The sequence below is a fragment of the Xanthomonas sp. DAR33341 genome, assembly GCF_003992815.1.
Taxonomy (GTDB): domain Bacteria; phylum Pseudomonadota; class Gammaproteobacteria; order Xanthomonadales; family Xanthomonadaceae; genus Xanthomonas; species Xanthomonas cissicola.
In genome coordinates, this window is record NZ_QEYV01000037.1 from 1 (window position 1) to 18,039 (window position 18,039).

At 65.6% G+C, this 18,039-nt stretch carries 10 protein-coding genes and 1 pseudogene; 1 reads left to right on the forward strand and 10 read right to left on the reverse strand.

The genetic code is table 11. The features are described 5' to 3' along the window. The 7 genes and pseudogenes from EO156_RS24185 to ligA all read right to left on the reverse strand — a co-directional run. Positions 1-255: pseudogene (locus EO156_RS24185) on the reverse strand (hypothetical protein); the annotation flags it as partial. A gap of 274 nt (positions 256-529) precedes the next feature. After that, the gene (locus EO156_RS18485; protein WP_016849547.1) at positions 530-2,998 is read right to left on the reverse strand and encodes a membrane-bound PQQ-dependent dehydrogenase, glucose/quinate/shikimate family; all 2,469 of its coding nucleotides are present in this window, start codon (positions 2,996-2,998) and stop codon (positions 530-532) included. A gap of 226 nt (positions 2,999-3,224) precedes the next feature. Next, complete coding sequence (gyrA, locus tag EO156_RS18490) at positions 3,225-5,924, reverse strand: DNA gyrase subunit A (RefSeq protein WP_016849548.1); 2,700 nt, start codon at positions 5,922-5,924, stop codon at positions 3,225-3,227. A 209-nt stretch (positions 5,925-6,133) separates the two neighbouring features. After that, entirely contained in the window at positions 6,134-7,198 is a 1,065-nt protein-coding gene (mtnA, locus tag EO156_RS18495; RefSeq protein ID WP_029828691.1) for an S-methyl-5-thioribose-1-phosphate isomerase, read from the reverse strand. A gap of 182 nt (positions 7,199-7,380) precedes the next feature. Next, a complete protein-coding gene (locus EO156_RS18505) occupies positions 7,381-8,064 on the reverse strand; it encodes a DUF3011 domain-containing protein (protein WP_003485848.1) in 684 nt (227 codons plus the stop codon). A 108-nt stretch (positions 8,065-8,172) separates the two neighbouring features. After that, positions 8,173-9,135 carry an EF-P lysine aminoacylase EpmA gene (epmA, locus tag EO156_RS18510; protein WP_016850301.1) on the reverse strand — a complete coding sequence of 321 codons (963 nt, stop codon included), beginning with the start codon at positions 9,133-9,135 and terminating at the stop codon, positions 8,173-8,175. Further along, complete coding sequence (gene ligA, locus EO156_RS18515; protein ID WP_016850302.1) at positions 9,132-11,633, reverse strand: NAD-dependent DNA ligase LigA; 2,502 nt, start codon at positions 11,631-11,633, stop codon at positions 9,132-9,134. Before ligA ends, epmA begins: the two co-directional genes overlap by 4 nt. A 333-nt stretch (positions 11,634-11,966) precedes the next feature. Here ligA and EO156_RS18520 point away from each other — a divergent pair, with 333 nt between their 5' ends. Next, entirely contained in the window at positions 11,967-13,091 is a 1,125-nt protein-coding gene (locus EO156_RS18520) for a pyridoxal phosphate-dependent aminotransferase (RefSeq protein WP_029828688.1), read from the forward strand. A gap of 159 nt (positions 13,092-13,250) precedes the next feature. Here EO156_RS18520 and EO156_RS18525 read toward each other — a convergent pair whose 3' ends face one another. Genes EO156_RS18525 through smc form a run of 3 tightly spaced genes read right to left on the reverse strand, consistent with a single transcriptional unit; the run spans position 13,251 to position 17,932 of the window. Then, entirely contained in the window at positions 13,251-13,634 is a 384-nt protein-coding gene (locus tag EO156_RS18525) for a hypothetical protein (RefSeq protein WP_003485857.1), read from the reverse strand. A gap of 6 nt (positions 13,635-13,640) precedes the next feature. Beyond that, entirely contained in the window at positions 13,641-14,372 is a 732-nt protein-coding gene (gene zipA, locus EO156_RS18530) for a cell division protein ZipA (protein WP_016851332.1), read from the reverse strand. A gap of 56 nt (positions 14,373-14,428) precedes the next feature. Continuing rightward, positions 14,429-17,932: a chromosome segregation protein SMC gene (smc, locus tag EO156_RS18535; protein ID WP_016851331.1), complete on the reverse strand. Its 3,504-nt coding sequence runs from the start codon at positions 17,930-17,932 to the stop codon at positions 14,429-14,431. Positions 17,933-18,039: the final 107 nt, after the last annotated feature.

The window sequence follows — 18,039 nt, forward strand, 5'->3', positions numbered from 1 at the left end:
ATCATCGTCAAGGCGACGCTGGCACAGGATGTGCGCGATGCGGTGCAGGACGATGAGGTGGCGGCGAACGTCGGATGATTCGGGATTCGGGATTCGGGATTCGGGATTCGGGATTCGGGATTCGGGATTCGGGAATCGGGAATCGGGATTCGGGATTCGGGAATCGGGAATCGGGAATCGGGAATCGGGAATCGGGAATCGGGAATCGGGAAAGCGTGCGGCCCGAGGCGTCATGTGGGCAAGCGCTGGGCGCATCAGCGTTGTCTTGCCGAGGTAGCCGAGCGCTTACCCCGCGATTTTCTTCAGCGAAAAAGCGCACCGCTTGCGGTGCGCTTTTTCATGCTTCAACGTTCCTGAGCCCCTGACGAATGATGCGATCCATCGTTAGCTGTCGGCGGACGACTCGCGCCCGAAATCAAAATGTCTGTCTGCATTGGCACACTCCGATTCCAGACACGGGCCACGTGGCATGGCGCCTACGCAGGCGTTTGCGTGCCGCTTTAGCAGCCGATCTCGCTCGTCTCCGAAATCACTGCGCTTTCTGCGGTAACGCGTAGGCGATCACCGCATCGCCTGCCGGTGTCTCCATGAAGTGGTGCCCGCCGGCCATGATGACCAGATACTCGCGGCCACCGTATTCGTACACCATCGGGTTGGCCTGGCCGCCGGCCGGCAACTTGGCATGCCACAGCTCCTTGCCGGTGGCCAGATCGATCGCGCGGATCAGGTCGTCGGTGGCGGCGGCAATGAAGATCAAACCGCTTGCCGTCACCACCGCGCCACCATTGTTCGGTGTACCGATTTCGATCGGGAGGCCGGAACGGATGCCGAACGGGCCATTGCCACGCGCACTGCCGAAGGGGCGGTCCCACAGGGTCTTGCCACTGGCCAGATCGATGGCGCGGATGCCGCCGTACGGCGGTTCCTTGCACAGCAACTTGGTGAACGGCAGACGCCAGCCGGCATTGACGTTGATTGCATACGGTGTGCCGGTCTGCGGGTCGCCTGCGCCTTCCGCGCCGCCGGCATCGCCACGCACTTCATCGCGCGGTGCCCAGCCCAGCTTGTCGGCCTTGGCGCGCGGCACTAGCAGGTTGTAGTTGGGCATGTCGTTGTAGTTGGCCACGATCACACCGCGGTGCGGATCCACCGCCACGCTGCCCCAATCCGAACCGCCGTTGTAACCGGGGTACTCGATCGAATGCCGGTCCGCTTCCGGCGGCGTGTAAATGCCCTTGTAACTGGCCTTGCGAAACTGGATCCGGCAAACCAGCTGGTCGATCGGAGTCATGCCCCACATGTCGCGCTCGCTCAGGTCCGGCTTGCGCAGCGTGTGATACAGCGAGAACGGCTGCGTCTTGGCACGCATCTGAGGCTCCACGCCACCGCCTGGCACCGTACGCTCTTCCACGCCCACCAGCGGCTTGCCGGTACGCCGATCCAGCACGTACAGCTCGCCCTGCTTGCTCGGCAACAGCACCGCCGGCACGTTGACGCCGTCCTTGGGGAAGTCGATCAGGCTCGGCTGCGAGCCCAGGTCGTAATCCCAGGCATCGATGTGCGTGGTCTGGAAATTCCACACCGGCTTGCCGGTGGTGACATCCAGCGCCACCAGCGAGGTCGCATAACGGTTCTCCTGCGGCGTGCGCGAGCTGCTCCAGTAATCGGCGGTGGAATTGCCCATCGGCAGATACATGTAGCCCAACTGCTCATCGGCTGCGGCGGTGGTCCACATATTGGGCGTGCCGCGCGTCCAGCTCTGGCCCGGCGGCGGTGCGCCGTTCCATTCCGGATGCGTCATGTCCCAGGCCCAGCGCAACTTGCCGGTCACCGCATCGAAACCTTCGATCACACCGGAGGGCTCGTAACGCTTCTGCCCGTCGAGCACCTGATGCCCGGTGACCACCACGCCGCGCACGATGGCCGGCGGCGAATTGATCGACACATAGCCAGGCGGCGTCTCGCCCATACCGACGGTGATATCCACCTGACCGTTGCTGCCGAAATCCGGGCACGGCGTGCCGCTGCGTGCGTCCAGCGCAATCAAGCGCCCGTCGAGCGTGCCTTCGATCACGCGCGTGCGGCATAGCGCTGTCGTTGCTCCAGCATCCGCAACGTCGGCAGCCGCCGGTACTTCGTAATACGAGACGCCACGGCATGCCGCCGTGTACGGGATCGCCTCGTCCTTGACCTTGGGATCGTAGCGCCAGCGCTGCTTGCCGCTGGCGGCATCCAGCGCTATCACCTGGTTGCGCGCAGTGCACAGATACAGGCTGTCGCCCACCTTCAGCGGCGTGGTTTCCGCACCCCAGCGCTTGTTCGGCAAATCGCCGGTGTGGAAAAGCCAGGCTTGCTGCAGCTGCGCCACATTGTCGCGATTGATCTGCTGCAGCGGCGAATAGCGTTGGCCGGCCTGGCTGCGTCCGTACGCGGCCCAATCGCCGTCGGCAGGTGCATTCGCTGGCTGCGCGCCGGACGCCGCAACCGGGGCGGATGTGTCGCGGGTGACCAGGCCACCGAGCACGCCTGCCGCATGCGCCAGCGCGCCATCGGCTTCAGTCACGCCATGCGGCATGAACGCCAATGCGAACGCCACCACAAATACCATCGCCAGCGCACCGGCCAGGCTGCGCGATACCGTGCGCGACACGGGGCGCTGCAATTTCGGCAATAGCAAGGCGAGCACCAATGCCAGGCCGACAATCAGGCCCAGACGCGGCACCCAGCGCCAGTAATCGCTGCCTGATTCCCACCACGTCCACAGCAACGAAACCGCCACCACGCCGGCAAACCACCAGGCGCCCGCATTGCGGCCACGAAACAGCAGCACGCCGGCAACGAGCATCGCCGCACCGGCCGGTGCGTAATACCAGGAGCCGCCCAACGCAGCCAGCCACACGCCACCGGCGAGCAGCACCGCGCCCAGTAGTGCAATCACGCCTCCCAAGGTCGCCAGCGCCCAATGGCCGCGACCGGAAGGACGATCCAGAATCGTCATCCGTTGTTCCTCTTCGACTCGGCGGCGACGCAACGCCGCCGCACCGCCCACAACCTTCGACCCGTGTCAGTGAAAGAGTCGCGATCTTTGCGGCGAACGCATGAAGACACTGCGTTGCAGATGTCAGCGCCCGCCATAAAGCGGGGCGATCCAAAAAACTTCGCGCAATAAAAAACGCCGGTTTTCAACGGCGTTTTTGCTCAACTGCGTCGCGTTAGCGCTGCAATCACGCGTCGGTCGGCGGCGTTTCGCTCACGCTTGCGCTTGCTTCGTCCACTCCCTCATCCACTTCATCCAGCGATGCATCCAGGCGTTCAACCGCCTGCAACTTTTCGCCCTTGGACAAACGGATCAACGTGACGCCCTGCGTGTTACGACCGACGCGCGAGATCTCCGAACCACGCGTGCGCACCAGCGTGCCGCCATCGGAAATCAACAGCACTTCGTCGGTGGCGCCCAGCAGCACCGCACGCACCAGTTTGCCGTTGCGCTCGGTGGTCTGGATACCGATCACGCCCTGGGTGCCACGCCCCTTGCGCGGGTATTCGGTCAGCGGGGTGCGCTTGCCGTAGCCGTTCTCGGTGGCCGTCAAAATGTAGGCCACGTTGCCGTCGTCGGCGACCTCGATCACGGCAGACTCGCCGCCATCGGTGGCTTCCACCACATCATCGACCTCGTCGCCTTCGATCTCTTCTTCGACACCGCCAGCACGCTCGGCCACGATCAGGCTGACCACTTCCTCGCCCTTGGTCAGACGGATACCGCGCACACCGGTGGCGGTACGGCCCATCGAACGCACGGTGGATTCGCCAAAGCGCACGGTCTTGCCGTTGGAAGCGAACAGCAGCACGTCGCGGTCGCCATCGGTCAAGGCCACACCGACCAGCGCATCGCCTTCGTCCAGGTTGATGGCGATCTTGCCGCGCGCCAATCGGAAGGCGAATTCGCTCAACGGCGTCTTCTTGACCGTGCCGTTGCGCGTGGCGAAGAACACGTAGCGGTTGTCGGCGTATTCGCGCACCGGCAGCACGGCCTGCACGCGCTCGCCCGATTCCAGCGGAATCCAGTTGATGATCGGCCTGCCGCGCGCATTGGAGCCGGCTTCCGGCAACTGATGCACCGGCAGCCAGAACACCTTGCCGCTGCTGGTGAAGGTCAGCAGCGTGTCGTGCGTGTTGACCAGCCACAGCTGGTCGATGAAATCTTCTTCCTTGGTCGCTGCGGCAGAGCGGCCACGGCCACCACGGCGCTGCGCGCGATACGCGCTCACCGGCTGGCGCTTGGCATACCCGGCATGCGACAGCGTCACCACCACGTCTTCCGGCGCGATCAGATCCAGAATGTCCAGATCTTCTTCGCTGTGACGGATCTCGGTGCGGCGTTCATCGCCGTATTCTTCGCGGATATTGATCAACTCGTCGCGGATCACCTGCAGCAGCACATCCGGGTTTTCCAGGATGCGGATCAGGCCTTCGATGACGCCGAGCAATTGCTTGTACTCGTCGGTCAGCTTTTCCTGTTCCAGGCCGGTCAGACGATGCAGACGCATTTCCAGGATCTGCGCAGCCTGCACTTCGCTGAGCTGGTAGAAGCCCTGGATCAGGCCCACGCCCGGCGGCAGATCTTCCGGCTTGGAGGCTTCTGCGCCGGCCGCGCCCAGCAGCGCACCCACCAGGCCCGGTTGCCAGGTCTTGGCCAGCATGCGCTCGCGCGCTTCCTGCGGGTTGGCCGAGGTCTTGATCAACTCGATCATTTCATCGATGTTGGCCAACGCAACGGTCAGGCCTTCCAGCACGTGCGCACGCGCGCGCGCCTTGCGCAGTTCGAAAATGGTGCGGCGGGTGACCACCTCGCGGCGGTGGCGGATGAACGCCTCCAGCATCTGCTTGAGGTTCATCAACTGCGGGCGGCCGTCGATCAGCGCCACCATGTTGATGCCGAACACCGCCTCCATCTGGGTCTGCTGATACAGGTTGTTGAGCACAACCTCGGCAGATTCGCCGCGCTTGACTTCGATGTAGATGCGCATGCCGTCCTTGTCGGACTCATCGCGCAGCTCGCTGATGCCTTCGAGCTTCTTTTCCTTGACCAGCTCGGCGATCTTCTCGATCAGCCGCGCCTTGTTGACCTGGTACGGGATCTCGGTCACGACGATCGCTTCGCGACCGTTGTCGGCCACTTCCACATCGGCCTTGGCGCGGATGCGTACACGGCCACGGCCGGTGCGGTAGCCGGCCGCAATGCCGGCGGTACCGTTGATGATGCCGGCGGTGGGGAAATCCGGGCCGGGGATGTATTCCATCAGGCCTTCGACATCCAGCTCGGGCGTGTCGATCAGCGCGATGCAGGCATTGATCGCTTCGGTCAGGTTATGCGGCGGGATATTGGTGGCCATGCCCACCGCGATACCGGCCGAGCCATTGACCAGCAGGCTCGGGAACCGGGTCGGCATGACCGTCGGCTCCTGTTCCTTCTCGTCGTAGTTGGGCTGGAAGTCGACGGTTTCCTTGTCGATGTCGGCCATCAACTCGTGCGCCAGCCGCGACATGCGCGACTCGGTGTAACGCATCGCCGCGGCGGAGTCGCCGTCGACCGAACCGAAGTTACCCTGACCGTCGACCATCATGTAACGCAGCGAGAACGGCTGCGCCATGCGCACCAGCGTGTCGTACACCGACTGGTCGCCGTGAGGATGGTATTTACCGATGACGTCGCCGACGATACGCGCCGACTTGAAGTAGGCCTTGTTGCTGTGTGCGCCCAGCTCGTGCATCGCGTACAGCACGCGCCGGTGCACAGGCTTGAGGCCATCACGGGCGTCGGGGAGTGCGCGGCCCACGATCACGCTCATGGCGTAATCGAGATAGCTCTTGCGCATCTCGTCTTCCAGGTTGACCTGGATGATTTCCTTGGCGGTTTCTGCCATTCGGGTTCCGTAAGTGAGGTGGCGGGCGAGCCGGAAAGCCGCGTCGGGAGCGCCCTTGCATCAGGCTGCCGACCCCACGCTCCCGCCGATCGATTCAAGCGCCGGATTGTACCACGGCAGGGCATCCCGACGCCTCCGCTTTACCAGCCAGAAACAAGCACTTGCAGGGAGTTTGGGCGGCGTTGGAAGCCGGGCGGCCGGCCCCGGGCTCAGCTGCCGAAGGCGGCCTGCATCCGCGCCAGGTCCGGCTGCGCGATCACGCCGCGTTCGGTGACGATCGCGTCGATCAGATCGCCTGGGGTCACGTCGAAGACCGGGTTCCAGGCATGGATGCCATCGGCCACCGTCCTGACCCCGCCCACGCCGAACAACTCGCCGGGATCGCGCTGCTCGATCTCGATCTGGTCCCCGCTGGCCGTTGCCATATCCACCGTGGACGACGGCGCCACCACCATGAACTTCACGCCATGGTGGCGGGCGGCGATGGCCAGCTGGTAGGTGCCGATCTTGTTGGCGGTATCGCCATTGGCGCAGATGCGATCGGCGCCGACGATCACCCACTGCACCAGCCCGGATTTCATCAGATGCGAGGCCGCCGAGTCGGCGATCAGGGTGGCGTCGATACCGTCCTGCTGCAGCTCCCACACGGTCAGGCGCGCGCCCTGCAGCCACGGCCGGGTTTCTCCGGCGAACACCTTGGCAATGCGCTGTTGCGCCATGCCGGCGCGGATCACGCCCAGTGCGGTGCCAAAGCCAGCGGTGGCCAGCGAGCCGGTGTTGCAATGGGTCAGCACGCCGCTGCCCGGCGCGATCAGTGCGGCGCCAAGCGCGCCCATGTGGCGGTTGGCGGCCAGGTCTTCATCGGCGATGGCCTGCGCCTCGCGCGCGATCACCTCGCGCCAATCGGCGCCCGCCGCGCCCAGCACCCGGCGCATGCGCATCAGCGCCCAGGCCAGGTTGACGGCGGTCGGACGCGCCGCGTTGAGCCGCAGCAGCGCCGGCTCGAGCTTCTGCAGCGCAGCGCTGCCGTCGTCGGCAGCGATGTCGCGCGCGGCCAGTACCACGCCCCACCCGGCCGCAATGCCGATCGCCGGCGCACCGCGCACGGCCAGCGAATGAATCGCCTCGGCCACCGCGTCGCTGCTGTCGCACCGCACATGCGCCACCTCGAAGGGCAGTTTGCGTTGGTCGAGCAATTCAAGGGCATCGCCGGTCCACAGCAGTGGCCGGATGTGGTCGTAGCGGGCGTAATCGATATGGGCGCTGTCGTTCATGCGTCCATTGTAAGGCGCGCGCAGCGCCTGCGCCGCTGCACGACCGCGCGGCCGACCAAACCACTGTGCAGCCGGAAGGCGGGCGCGGCCGCTGCTCGGAAGGCAGGCACCACTCGTACACTGCGGCTATTGCGCGTCGTCTTTCCACCCGACGACTGCGCGCGACGTTGTGTCACCTGCTCTTAGTCGACGATGAACTCGGCGCGGCAGCCGTCGTTCACCCACACCCCGTCGCGGCTCCAGCCCCAGGTCTGGCCCTCCACGCATGGCGTTTTGGACATCTGCCGGCCAAGGCGCACCGCGCGTTCCACCGACACGCCACAGGTGCGCCGCGCACTTTTCTTCGATTCGCAGGTGACCATGCGCGGCACCGCGACGAAGCCGGAGCCATCTTCTGCACCCACCTCGAATTCGCCATCGCATCCACGCGAGACCCAGATTTCGTTGCGGCGAACGCCCCAGGTGCGCCCTTCCTTGCACGGCCACATCGAGCGTTGCCGCAGCAGACGCACCGGCGCGCCACGCAGCACCACCGGGCACGCCACCGTGCCGCCATTGGAATCGCAGCGGACCACGCGGCGCATCACGGTTGCGGTCTGCGCACGGGTCGCTGCGAATTCGGCGCGGCAGCCTTGTTCGACCCACACGCCATCGCGTTCGACATCCCATTCGCTACCGCGGATGCAGCTGGTTTCGGAGAGCTGGCGCACCAGTTGCACGCCCTGGGCGGTCTCCATCGCGCAATGCACGCGCGCCAGGTCCTTGGACTCGCAGCGCACCACGCCGGCTGCGCGGTCGGACGCGCGCGCATCGGCGAGCAGCAGCGGCAAGCACCACAAACCGCATAAGCTGACCAGCCACTTCATGCCGACAATCCTCACCCCGAACGATCTTCGTCGCGCCCCCGTGGACGCGAAGATGAGAGCATCATCGATGTGAAGATAGCAATACGGCGCCGATGACAGCCAGATGACTCAGGCGCGGGCGAAGTCGAACGCCAGCACGTCGGCAATCTGCGTAGTGCCGCGCAAGGCCATCAACAGGCGATCCACGCCCACCGCCACACCGGCGCAGTCGGGCAACTGCGACAACACCGCCAGCAGGCGTTCGTCCAGTGGCAGTTGCGGCAATCCACGTGCTGCACGCACGGCATTGTCGCGCACGAAGCGCGCACGCTGCTCCTGCGCATCGTTCAATTCGTGATAGCCATTGGCCACCTCGAAACTGCCCAGATACAGCTCGAAGCGCTCGGCCACCGGTGGGTCGTCGTGGCGGATCCGCGCCAACGCACATTGACTGGCCGGCCAATCGTGCACCACCGTCAGGGTATCGCTGGCAAAGCCCGGCTGGATGCGATGGGTCATCAGCAGGTCCAGCCAATCGTCGCGGGTCAGACCCACAGGATCGATCGCCACGTCATGCAAGGCGGCGTGTAGCGTTTCGATCGGATCGCACAATGGGTCGATGCCCAACGTCTGCACGAAGAGCGCGCGATACGTCAGCACCTGCACCCTCGCCTGGCGCCCGACCAGCGCCAACGCGCGACGCACCAGTTCGATGGTCTCCTGCGCCAGACTGCGATCGTTCCAACCCACCCGATACCATTCGAGCATGCTGAACTCGGGATTGTGACGGCCACCGGCTTCGCCATTGCGAAATACCCGCCCCAGTTCGTAGCAATCGCCCACGCCGGCGGCAAGCAGGCGTTTGAGCGGATATTCCGGCGAGGTGCGCAACCAGCGCAGCGGCGCGCCGGCATCGACATGGCCGGTGAAGCGGGTACCGAAACTTTCGATATTCGGTTCTGTATTGCCGGCCTCCGAAAGCACCGGCGTTTCCACCTCTAGCACGCCGCGTTCGGCGAAAAAGTCGCGGATCGCGGCGTTGAGCCGCGCCCGCAACTGCAGCGCGGCCAGATCGACCTGCGCCGTGTTCATGGCTGTTGGCCGTGGTCGCCCAGGAAGGCCAGCAAACGCGCTTCGTCCCAGATCTCCACGCCCAGCGATTGCGCCTTGTCGAGCTTGGAACCAGCTTCTTCGCCGGCCACCAGAAACGCGGTCTTCTTGGAGACGCTACCGGCGACCTTGGCACCCAGCGCTTCCAGCCGCTGCTTGGCCGCATCGCGCGTCAGCGCAGCCAGGGTCCCGGTGATGACCACGGTCTGGCCATCGAGCGGGCCGGTCTGCAGTGCACCGGCTTCCGGCAGACGCGCCAGCACGGTTTCCATCGACTGCTGCGCCGCATTCGCGAGCGCGGCGTTTTCGGGGCGATCCAGCCATTGCAGCAACGCGGCCACCACGGGCGCCGGAACGCCGGCCTGTTGCAAGGCATCGGCACCGGCCGTGCGCAACGCAGCGAACGACTCCACCGCAGCGGCAAGCTGCTGCGCGCGCACCGGCGTCACCTTGGGAATGTCCATGTCTTCCAGCACGGCGGCAAAGCTCAGCGCCTCGCGCAGCTTGGGCGAGGGCGGATGCGTGTCGCCAATGCGCACGCCACGCTGCAGCAGGTCATCGATGGCCTGCTGATTCCCGGCTTGGTCGAAGAAGTGCCCCAGCGAGCGCGCCACTTCGCCGCCGATATCCGGCACGCGCTTGAACAGCGGCCACGGCAGATGCCGGATCAATTCCAGATCGCCGAACCAGGCCGACAACGCCTTGGCCGTGCTTTCGCCCACATGCTCGATGCCCAGCGCAAACAGGAAACGCTCCAGCGTGGTATCGCGCGATGTTTCGATCGCCTCGATCAGATTCTCCGCCCACTTGGTGGCGATCTTCTTGCGGTTCCAGTCGAAGCTCGGCAAGCCTGCGCGGAGCAGATCGGCCTGCCAGGTCTGCGGCACGTCGCGCTCCCCGGCCAGGTCCACGCCGATCCCGACCACGGTGGCTTCCAGCTGCGCATATGCACCGCTGGCAAGATGCTCGCGCGCCTCGCGCAAGAACGCGTGCGGGCTGTCGGCCGTGCTGATCAGGCGCAATTGCAGCAGCTGGTCCACGCTCAGCAGATACAGGTCGGCCACGCCTTTCACCAGGCCACTGTCGACCAGCACTTCGATGAATTTTTCGCCCAGGCCGTCCACATCCATCGCGCGCCGCGAGACGAAATGCCGAAACGCCTCCTTGCGCTGCGCCGGGCAGGTCAACTCGCCGGAACAGCGCCAGACCGCCTGGCCTTCTTCGCGCACGATCTCCGAACCGCAGACCGGGCACTGCGTAGGCATCTGCCAGGCCTGGGTGCCGGGCGGGCGCTGGTCGGCCACCACCGCGGCCACTTCAGGGATGACATCACCGGCGCGGCGCACGATCACCGTGTCGCCCACGCGCACATCCAGCCGCGCGATCTGGTCGGCGTTGTGCAGCGTGGCATTGGTGACGATCACCCCGGCCACATGCACCGGCTTCAGGCGCGCCACCGGCGTGGCCGCACCGGTGCGGCCGATCTGGATCTCGATCGCCTCCACCGTGGTGGACTGCTCCTGTGCGGGGAACTTGTGCGCGATCGCCCAACGCGGCGCGCGCGAGACGAAGCCCATTTCGCGTTGCCCGGCCAGATCGTCGAGCTTGTACACCACGCCATCGATATCGAAGGCCAGGCCATCGCGCGCCTCACCGATGCGCTGGTAATACGCCAGCAGACCATCGCTGCCCTGCACCACCTCGACCAGCGCGCTGACCGGAAAACCCCACGCGCGCAGCTGCGCCAGGATCGCCGAATGGGTCTGCGGCAATGCGCCTTCGCTCACTTCGCCAACGCCGTAGGCGAAGAAACTCAGCGGGCGCTGCGCGGTAATGCGCGCATCCAGCTGGCGCAGCGAGCCGGCCGCGCCATTGCGCGGGTTGGCCAGTACCTTGCCGCCCTGGGCACGCATCTGCGCGTTGTAGGCTTCGAACGCGGCGCGCGGCATGTAGACCTCGCCGCGCACTTCCAGCACCCGCGGCCAACCCTCGCCGCGCAGACGCAACGGAATCGCTTTGACGGTGCGCAGGTTGGCGCTGACATCCTCGCCGGTGGCGCCATCTCCGCGCGTGGCGCCCTGCACGAACTCGCCATTTTCGTAGCGCAGGCTGATCGCCAGGCCATCGAGTTTGGGTTCGGCCGAAAACAGCGGTTGTCTGACCTCCAGCCGCTCGCTGATGCGCCGCACGAACTCGGTCACTTCCTCATCGCTGAAGGCATTGCCCAACGACAGCATCGGCATGGCATGCCGCACTTCGGCAAACCGCGAGGCGGCCAGATGGCCGACGCGCTGGGTTGGCGAATCGGCGCTGGCCAATTCCGGGTGCGCGCGCTCCAAGGCCTCAAGCTCGCGCATCAGCTTGTCGTAATCGGCATCGGCCATCTGCGGCTCGTCGAGTACGTGATACCGGTAGTTGGCGTCTTCGATTCGACGGCGCAGGGCATCGATGCGCTGAGCGGGATCCGGGCTGACAGTCATACGATCGCAGGGCTGGCTCTGGGCCGCCCATTCTAACGGGCCATACCGATGCCAAGGTCAGCGGCGCGGGTGCCGTTCGCGATGACTGAGCGATGGATGAAGTCGTTTGCGTCGATGCGCACCAGGTGCGCCAGCGCCCATCGGCATTCGGGCCGACAGCGAGCCCGGCAGGAGCCGGCCATCGCGCCCCAGCCACCGTCGTGCCACCTGTCTTTGCCGTCCAACGCCTGCACGCACGCGTCCAGCCAGTTTTATGGCAATTCCCCGATAGGCAGACAGACACAAACCGGCTAGCGTGGCGCCCTCTTTGCCCGCCGCCTATGGAGTTCGCCCGTGTCGTTGCCCGTCTCGCGCCGTTCGTTTCTCAGCCTCGCTACCACCGGCGTGGCGGTTTCCGCACTGGGGCTGGCACCCGCAGCCCAGGCGGCCCGCAAGCGCGCCGCGGCCCCGGCAACGCCGGGCGTGGCCGCGGCGGCCGGCACGGTCTACCTCAACCTCAACGAGCATCCGCTCGGTCCCGCCCCGGCAGCGATTGAAGCTGCCACACGTTCGCTGGCACGCTCGGGCCGCTACCTGCTCGAGATGGAGCAGGATCTGCGCAACCTGATGACCGGCGAGCTGCAGCTGCCCAACGATCATCTATCGCTGTTCCCCGGCTCGCGTGACGCGCTGAACCGGGCCGGCAGCCTGTTGACGTCCGCGCGCGCGGGGCTGGTGGTCGCCGACCCGAGCTTCGACCCGCTGATCGAAAGCGCCACCGCCCGCGGCGTGGCCGTACGCAAGGTGCCGCTGCGTGCCGATGGCGCGCACGACGTCAAGGCGATGGCCAAGGCCGACCCGACTGCCGGCATGCTGTATCTGTGCAACCCCGGCAACGCCACTGGCGCCATCACCCCACGCGCCGACATCGAATGGTTGCTGGCCAACAAGCCGGCCAGCGCCGTGCTGGTGGTCGACGAGGCGTACATCCACTACAGCAACGAGCCCTCGGTGGCCGATCTGGTGCGTCAGCGCCAGGATCTGATCGTGCTGCGCAGCTTCTCCAAGCTCTACGGCATGGCCGGCCTGCGCCTGGGTGCCGCCCTGGCCCCGCCCGGCCTGCAGACCAAGCTTGCCGCATTCGGCAGCAACCCGTTGTCGGTTCCGGCGATGGCCGCCGGCATCGCCAGCCTGCGCGACCCGCTGCTGGTGCAGACCCGCCGCGCCGAGAACGCCCGCGTGCGCGACGAAACCATCGCCTGGCTCAAGGGCAAGGGCTACACCTGCCTGCCCTCGCAAGCCAACTGCTTCCTGCTGGACGTCAAGCGCGATGCGAGCGTGTTCGCCGATTCGATGCAAAAGCAGGGCGTCATCGTCGGCCGCAGCTGGCCGATCTGGCCCAAGCGCGTGCGCGTCAGCGTGGGGACCGAGGCGGAAATGCTGCGGTTCCGTGAGGCGTTCGGGAAGGCCAAGCGCTAAGCCTTTTCCCCTTGGGACGTTGCCTCCCTTATGGGGGGAGAAAGTGCCCCGTAGGGGCGGATGAGGGTGCGGGCGAAGCCTGAGGTTGTTCAACTGCACGAGTGCTTCGCCCGTACCTCACCCCAACCCCTCTTCCGTGGGGAGAGGGGCTCTGGACGTCTACTGATCGAATGCCTCAGGCTCCGGAGCGCGCAGCGTGCGCCGGATCCAGAAATAGCTGATGGCGAAGGTCAGCGCCATCGAGCCGGCGTTCCACAGTAGCAGCTCGTGCAGCATCGGCGGCCCTTGCAGGAGATGCAGGTAATAACGGCGGTCCAGCAGCGCGATGGCGTGCGGCACGAACACGCTGACGAAAGGCGTTGGCACAGGCGCGACCAGCAACGTGATCGCGGCAGCAAAGCCCACGATCACCCAGGGCGAATGTCGCGGCCTTTTGCGCAGACGTGCGGCGATCCTGGTAAAGATCCACAACAACGGCATCGCCAAGATCGCCCACAGCACCAGCAGCAACACCACCGCCAACACGCCCTGCAGGCTCAACATGTCAACTCACCAGCGCGGCGACTTGGTCAGCGGCGGTGCCTGGTGCTGGCGATCGTAGGCGCGTAGTTCGTCGCGGATGTGCGCAACACGCTGGCGGCCCAACGCATTGCGGCTGTCGTCCAATACAACGCCATCCAGCAGTTCGGCCATGCGCTGCACGGTGGGCAGCATTTTTTCCCAGGCGTCCAGCGCCGTCATCGGTGCCGGCAAGGTGAGGAAAAACGCAATCGCCGGTGTCTGCATCTCGCGGATGTTGGCCATGTCGAAACTGCCGGGCTTGAGGATGCTGGCCATGCTGAAGATCGGCCCGCGTTCCGGATGGCCTTCCACCAGGCGGTGGAACACGTTCATGTGGCCGAACACCAGCCCGGTCTTCTCGGCTGCCACCACCACATCTTCGCCGCGCAGCACCTGGCCCGCCTTGGCGGCCACGAACAACGACACGATCTTGTCGAAATCCTGGTTCGGGCGCTTGCCGACCTCGTTGCCGCCGGAAGCATCCTGCCCTTCCAGATTGAGCTCGCTCTGCTCGACGCCTTCTGTGCGTTCTGCAGCGTCGCCCTCCGCACCGAACTCGCTGGAAATCACCGGTTCGCGCCGTTCACGCGGCTGGCCCTCGTCCTTGTCGACCCGGCGCCCTTGCGGCGATTTCTTCGGGCGACCAAACAGGAAGATGGCCGCGACCAGCAGCAGTCCAGCGATCAGGATCCCGATCCGGATCATGGCCATGTCGGACATTCAGCGTGCCTCCGCATAAGAGTGACAGGTGTCGATATTCCAGCAAGCATGGCACGTCATGCCGCACCCGCCAAACGTGCGGCCTCTTCCAGGTCCACGCTGACCAGGCGGCTGACGCCGGGCTCGCGCATGGTCACGCCGGAGAGCTGGCGCGCGGCCTCCATCGTGGCCTTGTTATGGCTGACGAACAGGAACTGCACCTTCTCGCTCATCTCGCGCACCATGTTGGCAAGGCGACCGACGTTGGCTTCGTCAAGCGGCGCGTCCACTTCGTCGAGCAGGCAGAACGGCGCCGGGTTGAGCTGGAAAATCGCAAACACCAGCGCCACCGCGGTCATCGCCTTCTCGCCGCCGGACAGCAGCGAAATGCTCGACACGCGCTTGCCCGGAGGGCGCGCCATGATGGTGACGCCGGTGTCGAGCAGGTCTTCGCCGGTGAGTTCCAGATACGCATGGCCGCCGCCGAACAAGCGCGGGTACAGCGCCTGCACGCCGGAATTGACCCGGTCGAAGGTGTCCTTGAAGCGGCCACGGGTCTCGCGATCGATCTTGCGAATGGCCTCTTCCAACGTTTCCAGCGCGGTATTGAGGTCCAGGTTTTGCGCGTCCAGATACTCGGAGCGTTGCGCGGCTTCGCCGTATTCCTGGATGGCGGCCAGGTTCACCGGCTCCAGGCGACGCATGCGCCCGTCGATCTGGCCAACGGCCGCTTCCCATTCGGCCACGTTGGCCGACTCGGGCAACCCGTTGACCACCTCTTCCAGCACGAAGCCTGCCTTGACCACCGCCGCTTCCAGTTGCTCGGCATTGAGCACCAGCGCCTGTTGATCGAGCTTGCGTTGCGAAATGCGTTCGCGCTGCGCCAACGCTTGTTCGTCGCGTTGCTGGCGGGTCTGTTCGAAGCTGCGCAGCTCGCTGTCGATGCTGTCGAGCAGGGTGCGCGCTTCGCCCAGCGCGCGCTCGGTGCGTACGCGCTCGCTCAACGCGGCCTGATGTTCGTGTTCCAGTGTTTCCACCGGCGAATCGCCTTCGCTCAGCTGGGCGACCAGATCTTCCAGGCGCGTATCGAGCTGCCCGCGCTGGCTGTCCATGCGTTCCAGGGTCTGGCTCAGCGATGCGATCTGGGTGCGTTGCGACTCCAGCGTCAGCGCCAATGCATGCATTGCATCGCGCACGCCGCGCGCGGCATCTCGCGCCTGATCGCGTGCATCGGTGAGTTGACGGCGCTCGCTTTCCAGCGCTTCGCGCGTGCCCTGCAGATCGCCCATCAAGGTGACCGCGTCTTCGAGTTTGGCGCGCGCTTCGCGTGCCTGCTCGCGGCTGGTATCGAGCGTTTCCAGCAGTTGCGCCAATTCGGTTTCGATGCGCTCGATGCGCGTGCGCGCCGCGTCCACCTTGCCTTGCTGACTCTGCAATTGCCCAGCCAGTTCGGAGACGCTGCGGTGCGCCATATACAGCTGGCGCTGCGCGTCTTCGCGCTGCTGCTCTGCCGCCAGCAGTTGTTCGCGGAAGCTGGACAGCTGGTGCTCAAGCTCGGCTTCGCGCTCTTGCAGGGTTTCGATCTGGGTGCGCAGCTCCTGGATCTCGCGCTCACGCAGCAGCGCGCCCTGCTTGGCCGCGCCCGAGCGCGAGACCCGCACCCAACCCTCGCCTAGCCGCTCGCCATTGCGGGTGATCACCGAATCGCCTTCGGGCAGGCTGCGTTGCAGCGTGCGCGCAGCGTCCAGGTCCTCGGCGGTGTGCAGACGCGCAAGCAGCCGACGGATCGCGATCGGCCCCTGCACCTTGGCGGCCAGCGAGGTCGGCGCGAAGCTCGCATTGTCAGTCGCACTGGACACCAACGCGATGCGGCCATCGCCCAACTCGCCCAGCGCATCGACCAATTGTTCCGGCGCCTCCACCAGCACGCCTTCGATCAACTGCCCCAGGGCGCCTTCGACTGCATTTTCCCAGCCGCTCTCGACGCTGATGCGCTCGCCCACGCGCGCGGACGAATCCAGTCCGCGCCACTTCAGCCACGCCACTGCGGCGCCCTGCTCCTGGCCAAGCGCGGCCTGTTGCAAGGTTTCCAGCGACGACAACCGACCGCGCGCGGCCTGCGCCTGCTTGCGCACTTCGGCCAGCTCGCCCTGGCTGGCGCGTTGCTGTTCCTGCAGCCCAGCGAGCGCGTGCTTGCGCGCCTCGACCTGCTCGGTCAGCCCGTCCAGCGAGGTTTTCTGGGTTTCATGGCGCAGTTCGATCTGCTCGAACGCCTCGGCCAATGCCTCGAGGTCGAGCCCAGCGCGCTCATTGACCAACGCTTCGCGGCGGCGGTCGGCTTCCAGCGCCTGGCGATCCAGATAATCGACGCGCGTGCGTTCCACTTCACCGGCACGCGAGGCCTCGCCGGTGTCGCGGTTATGCGTTTCCCAGCGCTGCTGCCAGTCGGCCAGCCGCGCTTCGGCTTCGCGTAGCGACTCCTGGCGGAATTCGTGGTCTTCGCGCAGCTGCTCCAGTTGCGGTTCGGCAGTGGCCACCGCTTCGCGCAGCACGCTCAATTTGGCCGAGTCGCCGCTTATGTGCTGGGTCAATTCCTGCAGCTGGCTCTGCGCCTCATCGCGCGCCTTGTGCAAGCGATGCGAGAGTTCGCGCTGATGCTGGATCTGCTGCTCGATACGCGCCAACGCGCCACCGACCTGGTAGACATCGGCCTGTGCCTTGGCCACCGCTTCGGCGGCTTCTTCGCGGCGCACGCGGCCGGTTTCGATGCGTGCTTCGGCATCGCGCTGCTCGGCAATCAATTGCTGCAGGCGTGTCTCTTCCTGATTCAACTTCTCGCGCAGGCCCTGCAACCGACCATCCAGGCCGCGGTATTCCAGCGCCTTCCACTCGGCATCCTTGATCCGGCGCTCTTCCTGCAACGCCTGGTATTGCTCGGCCTGCCGCGCCTGGCGCTGCAGATGCGCCAATTGCTTGGTGATTTCTTCGCGCAGGTCGCTCAGACGGTCGAGGTTTTCGCGCGTATGCCGAATCCGCGTTTCGGTTTCCTTGCGGCGTTCCTTGTACTTGGAAATGCCGGCGGCTTCTTCCAGATACACGCGCAGGTCTTCCGGGCGTGCTTCGATGATTTGGCTGATCATGCCCTGCTCGATGATCGAGTAGCTGCGCGGCCCAAGGCCGGTGCCCAGGAACAGATCGGTGATGTCGCGGCGCCGGCACTTGGTGCCATTGAGGTAGTAGGCGCTATTGCCGTCGCGACTGACCAGGCGCTTGACCGAGATCTCGTTGAACGAGGCGAACTCGCCACTGATGGTGTGGTCGGAGTTGTCGAAGATCAGCTCCACCGTCGCCTGCGACACCGGCTTGCGTGCCGAAGAGCCGGAAAAGATCACGTCGGTCAACGAATCGCCACGTAGGCGGCTGGCCGAGCTCTCGCCCATCACCCAGCGCACCGCATCGATGATGTTGGACTTGCCGCAGCCATTGGGGCCGACGATGCCGGTCATGTTGGTGGGCAGGTGCAACGTGGTCGGGTCGACGAACGACTTGAAACCGGACAGCTTGATCGTGGACAGGCGCATGGGGCTGGAGATTCCGGGCACCGCACGGACGAGGCCGGCAGGCGCTTTTCCTGTGAAGCCAGCGCCCAAGCCCTTGATCCATAAGATCCGCGGGCCGTGGAACCGGC